Below are 6,859 nucleotides of genomic sequence, written 5' to 3' on the forward strand. Positions count from 1 at the left end.
CAATGGAACTACTGGGCTACTTGCTAAAAGCGAGTGTTTGTATGGTATTGTTTTTTGCCATTTATCTGCTGGTGTTGAGAAAGTTGACTTTTTTCAAGATCAATCGCTTTTATCTGCTGTTTACTTTATTGTTAAGTTTTGTTATTCCAACTTTACAATTCACTATAGAAAGAGAAGCAACACAGGTGGAAGCAGTTGACCGTTCTTTTGTCTTACAAAGTGAAAACATCACGGTGCCAACGTTGGCAACTCCTTTACAGCAAACACAAGCACCAGCCGTCATTGTCGAAAAAAGGTTTGATTGGTATGTGTTATTGCCCTATTTATATGCGACAATTGCATTAGGGCTACTGATTATTTCAGCTAGGCGTTTATTTCAACTGTATAGGCACACTAGACAAAAAACCGAAGAATTGAATGGCTTGAAACTGGTCCACAAAAATAAAGGATTTACCAATTGCTCATTCTTCAACTATGTTTTTATAGATCATGATAGTTTAACAGCAATGGAGCTTAGGGTTTTGTTGAGGCATGAAGAAGTTCATGTTAAACAATATCATTCCATAGATAAGGTAATTATGATGATTGCCAAATCGGTTTTATGGTTTAATCCGATCGTTTACCTGTATGATACAGCCTTAGAAGAGGCACATGAATATGAAGCAGATGAAGCCACCTCTACAGCTTTTGGTACAGAGCCCTATGCAAGTCTGTTATTGAAGCTAGCTGTAAGTAAAAATACCACAACGTTAGTGCACAACTTTGTGAAAAGTCCAATTAAAAAAAGAATACAAATGTTATTCAATTCAAAATCAAAAAACATGAAGAAATTAAGGTATTTATTGGTCTTTCCTATAGGGTTAGGACTGATATGGTTGTTGGCAACCGAAGTTGTATATGCAAATGTTAAAGGTTTAGTTAAAAATCAAACTATTGTTGAGAATAAACCATTTATAGAAAAAGCAACAGTAATAGATATTAAAGGAGTTAAGAAAGAGAAAATTACAATTAACACCAATGGTAGGCCATTATATGCGCATATTGGTTATGGCAAGAATGATACGAAAATGAATTTTAAGCTCTGGTTCTATATTAATGATAAATTATATTCGGAAGCTGAGGCGGAGAAGTTTGACGCGGCTTTTATTAAAAATATTCCATTGGTAAATGGTATTGGTGGGGGCTATAATTATGAAATCGCCAATTTACCAAAATCAATGACCGACTATGTATTTTGGTTTGGCAATGAGCCAAAACTTTCTAAGTATGGATCAACTGCCAGAACGACTTACCAAAAGTATAATAGTTCCACTATAACAGGTAAAATAGAGGAATTTACTTATGCTCCAGGTTCAAATTCGATCAATGGTTTGATGCTTAAAACCCCTACAGGAGAGGTCTTCAAAATCCTTGTAGAAACAAAATTAGCTAAACCATTGGATGAAATAGTTGCCAAAGGTGAAGAAGTGTCTGTTAATATATTTAGTACCCATCAAAAGGAGAGCGATTTTCCGGTAGTCAGTAGCTTTAAGTTAATTAAGAATGATAAAGTATTAATTGATGCGTGGCCGAAAGCAACAACAATGAAAATGAAGGTAAATGGGGTTGAAGGGGTTCTTGTTCCGGTTGAGCGTGATGAAAATAAAGTTAAACTCATCGCTGTTAAACCTAAATTAATATCGTCAACCAATGTTAGTGTCGATAGCAAAAAAAAGATCAATTATATCAAAAACGGATTGATGGAAATTTCAGGCGATAAATTAGAAGCCGAAAACATCATTTGGGATATGGAGCATGAGTTGATTATTGCACAAAATGGCTTGCTAAAAACAAAAAGAGGCGATTTGATCAAGAGTGAGCAAATTACGTTTGCGCTAAAAACAGGTACTTATCAAACCAGTAACCCTTCTTTGGAGAGTAAAACGACATCTGCAGTTTATAACCTTTTATCAAAAATGAGTTATAAGGCCCTTGATTCTGTTAGGGTAAACACGTTCTTAAATACCCTCTATTTATCAGGTAATGTAAAATTGAATATTGATGGATTGATGTTCAATGCAAAATCTGTAGAGGTCAATAAAAATTCCAATCTCATTAAAGCACGTCACGCAATTTTAACAGATGCAGCTGGATTGAATGTATCGGGCGATCTGATTGAGTTTGATTATAGTACCAAGAAATATACAGTTACCAATAAGTAAAAGCGAGTAACTAGCTAATTGTTTGAAGAGGATAGGATGAAGCAATTGACAAAAAAATGAACTAAAATACTAATATGGAATTATTGCTCTACCTTTTAAAAGTAAGTGCTTGCATGGCACTATTGTTCACATTTTACCTGTTGTTTTTAAGAAAGCTCACTTTTTTTAAAACTAACCGATTCTATCTGTTAGCTAGTTTACTATTAAGTTTTGTAATTCCTGCACTACAATTTACCATAGAGCGGATTATTGAACCAGTTCAAAAAGCGAGTTATGCGGTATTGTTTGAAGAAGAATCTGAAGGTTACAATCAGCAAATGTCTAACATGCGCCTTAAATTAGAACCAGTAGCTGTAGAACAAAGCTTTAATTGGTATAGTTTACTACCTTATTTATATGCCATTGTTGTTGTAGGGTTATTGTTGATTACAGCGTGGAGATTGTACCAGTTATTTAAACATACGAGAGTGAAGTCTGAAAAAATAAATGGACTAAAACTTGTTCCCAAAAATGTTGGATTTACCAACTGCTCTTTTTTCAATTATGTGTTTATAGATCAGGCTAGCTTAACGGAGGAAGAACTTAAAGTTCTATTAAGACACGAAGAAGTACATGCCAAACAATACCATTCTATTGATAAAATTATTATGCTGGTGGCCAAAGCTGTGTTATGGTTTAATCCCATTATTTACCTGTATGATCAGTTTTTGGAAGAAACCCATGAATATGAGGCAGATGAAACAACTTCAACAAATTTTGGGACAGAATCTTATGCAAACCTCTTGTTGAAGTTGGCAGTAAGCAAAAACTCAAGTCCATTAATTCATAACTTCGTGAAAAGCCCAATTAAGGCACGGATAAAAATGTTGTTTAATGCCAAATCAGAACATAAAAGTAAATTAACCTATTTATTGGCCCTGCCAATTGGTTTGGGCTTAATTTGGGCATTTACTGTAGAAGTGGTATACGCCAGTCCAAACCATGTCCAAGATATACAGCAGTTCATGTCCAAGCATAACCCGGTTAATGCTGAAGATAAAGCCCTTGAAAAAAGAACTAAAGATTACCTTACGCCAAAGATCATCTCTATGAATGGTGCTTTTTTAGACAGCAATGGTGAAATCAACCATTTATATGGGGCAAAAGTTAAGCTGTTTAATGGAGTCTTAATGGCCAAAGAAGTAGAATCCAATCTCAAAACGCAAGTGTTAATTGGATATAATGCTACATTTAAGCAAAAGGATAGTGCAGCTGTAAATGGAAAGGTAATTGTATTTGATCTGAAACGGGGAACCTACATTGTTAATGATGAACTTAGTAAAAAGAACGAAGATAGTTTAAAACGAAATAGGCCAAGATTGATCAGTTCTGCAAGTTTAACTGTTGATGCCAAAAAGCAGATATCTTATATCAAACAAGGCAAGATGGAAGTTTTTGATATGATATTAGTTGCGGAAGATATTACCTACGACGAGCTTGCGGGAATAATTACTGCAAAAACGGCTACTTTGACAGCAAAAGATGGAGAGGTAGTCAAAGCCGAATCGATTATTTGTGACTTGAAAAAAGGTACGTTTGTGACGAATGGTGTTAAAGTGGAAAAAGAGAAGTTGAAAGCTGAAGAAGACTTAAATAAGAAATGGGATTATCTGGCGCAAGACTCCACTTTAAAAACAAAAGATGGTTTTATCCTTTATGGTAATGCTAGGATTAAATTGGATGATGTTGTTTTAACCGGGAAGAAAATTGAGGTCAATCAAAAAAAGAATACAGTTACTGTATACGCTGGAGCCATCACAGAATTGAATAATGCTCCAGTTAAGGGAGACAAAATAGAATACAATATGTTAACCAAGAAAGGTACCGTCTCAGAGGGAGTCTTTTTATTAGATAATTTCTTCTCAAAACATCAGTAAATTATTTGTTATCATATAGTTTGAAAGTTTACTAAAGCTATATTTAAAGTTATAGCGCTTCAGTAACGGGGAACTTCAGTGGTTTTGGTCAGTTCCCCGACTGTAGAGCTTGAAACATTCAATTACAAAAAAGAGATGCCATCCTACAAGTTCAGGATGGCATCTCTTTTTTAATATCTTATTGGGCTGTTACTAATTTCCTGGTTGGTAAGTCTTTTCCGCATTTTTAACTACATCCTCTTTGTAGAACAAAACATCTTTAAATTGCCCTTTGCTATACATTAAAGCTTGGTCGTTAAAATGTTTGGAATTAGGATTTCCACTATTGCCTCCGGCCAAAATAGATTTAGCCTTTACTTTTTTGCCAAACTCTACTGCGCAAACAAAACTATTGCCACTAAAGCCATAACGTTTATTGGTTTTAAATGGATTGCTGCGGTAAGAAGGCAATTGTCCCCATAAGGCCGATCCAAAACCAACTGGGAAACTGGCTAAGTTGTCATCGTATTTTTCGTTAGTGGCGCCTGTTAAACGTTGAAAACGATTAATTTCTCCCCAAGTAACTTGCCATTTACCAAAGCGTTTGTTCAGATCGGAAATGGTAGCTTTTAACGGATCTAATAATTCGTTAGGTCTTGCACTTGCTGCAAAGGCCAAAGTGTTTTCAACCTGGTCTTTCTCTCCAGGATCTATATAAACCTTTTGGATAATTGGGTTTAATTTGGGTGCCCATTCTAATGCCAATGCTGCGGCTTGTGAGTTCTCTCCAGAACGATAGTCCCAGTCTTTTAAAACCGCAATTGGTGCCTTCAATTCTTCCAATAAAGGATCACTTTGTGGCAATTGGGCATAAGCCTTTAATAAAGCAGGTACCAGTACCTCAAATGCTGGTAAATAAGTATCGTAACCAGTAGCAATTACTTTATCTAAAGTATATTTCTGTGGTTTGTTCAATAATTTTGTAGCTGCAACACCTCTAAAGTTTTCCCCATCTGGTGCCATATAACTAGGATAGTTGGCTTTTATTGGGCTGTTTTTACCTGCTACACTAAAAGGAGTGGAGTTACAGTTCTGTAACCAGCCATTAGCCGGATTATATACATGCACCATATCTTTAACTGCATGTAAACCTTTCCATGCAGTTGCAGAAGTTGAGCCATCTACTACATCTGCCCAATTGTATTTTGGATTTCTAATAGGAATAAAATTGCCATGCCAATAGGCAATGTTTCCCTGTGCATCGGCATATACCGTATTGTTAGAGGCATTGGCTTTTAAATCCATTGCTTTTTGGTAATCTTCAAAACTTTTAGCCTTGGTACGTACCCAGCTTTGTACCAAACTTTGTGTATTTCTGTTCTTAGATTTCAGGCTAATCCATTTCCCATCTCTTATGGCCATAATGGGGCCTTTGTTGGTAAAATAGGTGTTAAAACTTTTTGTTTTTAATGTGCCACCATCCATATAACGAATATTTACCTTCTTTTGGGTAACTGGGAATTTCTTTTTATCATATTCATAGAATAATCCTTTGTCAGTCTTGGTAATTTTTTCAGCATACATATCCGCAATGTCAACATTGTTAGAGGTGTGCATCCATCCACAATGTTCATTAAATCCTTGATAAACAAAGAACTGTCCCCATGTTACAGCGCCATAAGCATTTAAGCCTTCTTCGCTCTGCATTTGTACCTCTGGTCTAAAATAAAAGGTAGTATGTGGATTGATGTATAAAATCGCATTTCCAGTTTCGGTAATTGATGGTGCAAAAGCGAAACCATTAGAACCACTTTGTTGGTCTTTGATTACTGGAACGTAAGCAGTTGGTGTATAATCGCCAGAGTAAAACTTTTTTAGTTCGGTTACCGTTAAGTCTGCAGTGTTGATGGCACCAATACTTCCGTCGGTCCATAATAAGGCATACCAGGGCTTAAAACGTGTTAATAAAGCTGGTTTAATCTGCGGGTTCTTATAAAGATAATAGTTAATGCCATCTGCATAAGCATGCAATAACTTTTTTAACCAAGGTTGTGCCTTTTGATAATCGGCAATGGCTTCGGTGGTGTCTATGAGTAAACGGATCTGTAAATCGTTAAAAATATCTTTTTCGCCATTTATTTCAGAAAGACGGCCTAATTTTTCTATATAATTAAGTTCTACTCTTTTAAAATCGTCTTCACATTGAGCATACAACAAACCGAAAACGGCATCAGCATCGCTTTTGCCATATACATGTGGTATACCCCAATTGTCTCTGATAATAGTTACTTTTTTAGCCTGTGCCTCGAATGCCGCAATTTCTGGCTGAGTGAATTTTTGAGCGAAAAGGGAGAGGGGCAATAAAAGTAGGACGATTAATTTTTTCATATTTGGTTATTATAAAAGCTATAGCAATATAGTATAGGGCTAAATTGTGAAATATTTTTAAAAGTAAAGAATAAATCTACTTGTGATATACGATCATATAATGGGGGATGGGTATTCTTTTAAAACACGATGCCATCTTATTTTGTTGCAACCCAAGAAATGGTTAGATGCTCTAGAATGACAAAAGCAGCCTTTGGGGCTGCTTTTGTTTATTGTGGGTAATAATTGTTTCTATTTAGCGAGGTTTACCCTGAGGTTGAGCTCGAAGCTGCCATTGGTGTAACCACTAAGCTCAGAGGTCTGTGTGGTGTACATCCCCGATACCAGGTACCTTTTCTTAATGTCCAGTCCCAGGCCAAAGGTTGCGCTCTGGTT

Annotated in this window: 4 protein-coding genes; 2 read left to right on the forward strand and 2 right to left on the reverse strand. The window is 35.9% G+C overall.

The features are described 5' to 3' along the window. Positions 1 to 2 precede the first annotated feature (2 nt). Positions 3 to 2,201, forward strand: coding sequence for a M56 family metallopeptidase (locus tag AQF98_RS19030; RefSeq protein ID WP_055133539.1), 2,199 nt, complete (start codon positions 3 to 5; stop codon positions 2,199 to 2,201). 74 nt (positions 2,202 to 2,275) lie between these two features. Continuing rightward, the gene (locus AQF98_RS19035; RefSeq protein ID WP_055133540.1) at positions 2,276 to 4,117 is read left to right on the forward strand and encodes a M56 family metallopeptidase; all 1,842 of its coding nucleotides are present in this window, start codon (positions 2,276 to 2,278) and stop codon (positions 4,115 to 4,117) included. Between the two features lie 192 nt (positions 4,118 to 4,309). On the opposite strand, the gene AQF98_RS19040 is transcribed toward AQF98_RS19035, so the two are convergent. Further along, entirely contained in the window at positions 4,310 to 6,484 is a 2,175-nt protein-coding gene (locus AQF98_RS19040) for a penicillin acylase family protein (RefSeq protein ID WP_055133541.1), read from the reverse strand. 231 nt (positions 6,485 to 6,715) lie between these two features. Next, the coding region (locus AQF98_RS22400; protein WP_152969698.1) for a type IX secretion system membrane protein PorP/SprF at positions 6,716 to 6,859 on the reverse strand (144 nt) is incomplete at its 5' end.

It is taken from the genome of Pedobacter sp. Hv1 (assembly GCF_001412215.1).
Classification (GTDB): domain Bacteria; phylum Bacteroidota; class Bacteroidia; order Sphingobacteriales; family Sphingobacteriaceae; genus Pedobacter.

Bases quoted from the DNA above. Each gene is read 5' to 3' on its own strand.
- AQF98_RS19035 (WP_055133540.1), top strand. From the start codon at position 2,276: ATGGAATTATTGCTCTACCTTTTAAAAGTAAGTGCTTGCATGGCACTA.
- AQF98_RS19030 (WP_055133539.1), top strand. From the start codon at position 3: ATGGAACTACTGGGCTACTTGCTAAAAGCGAGTGTTTGTATGGTATTG.
- AQF98_RS19040 (WP_055133541.1), bottom strand. From the start codon at position 6,484: ATGAAAAAATTAATCGTCCTACTTTTATTGCCCCTCTCCCTTTTCGCT.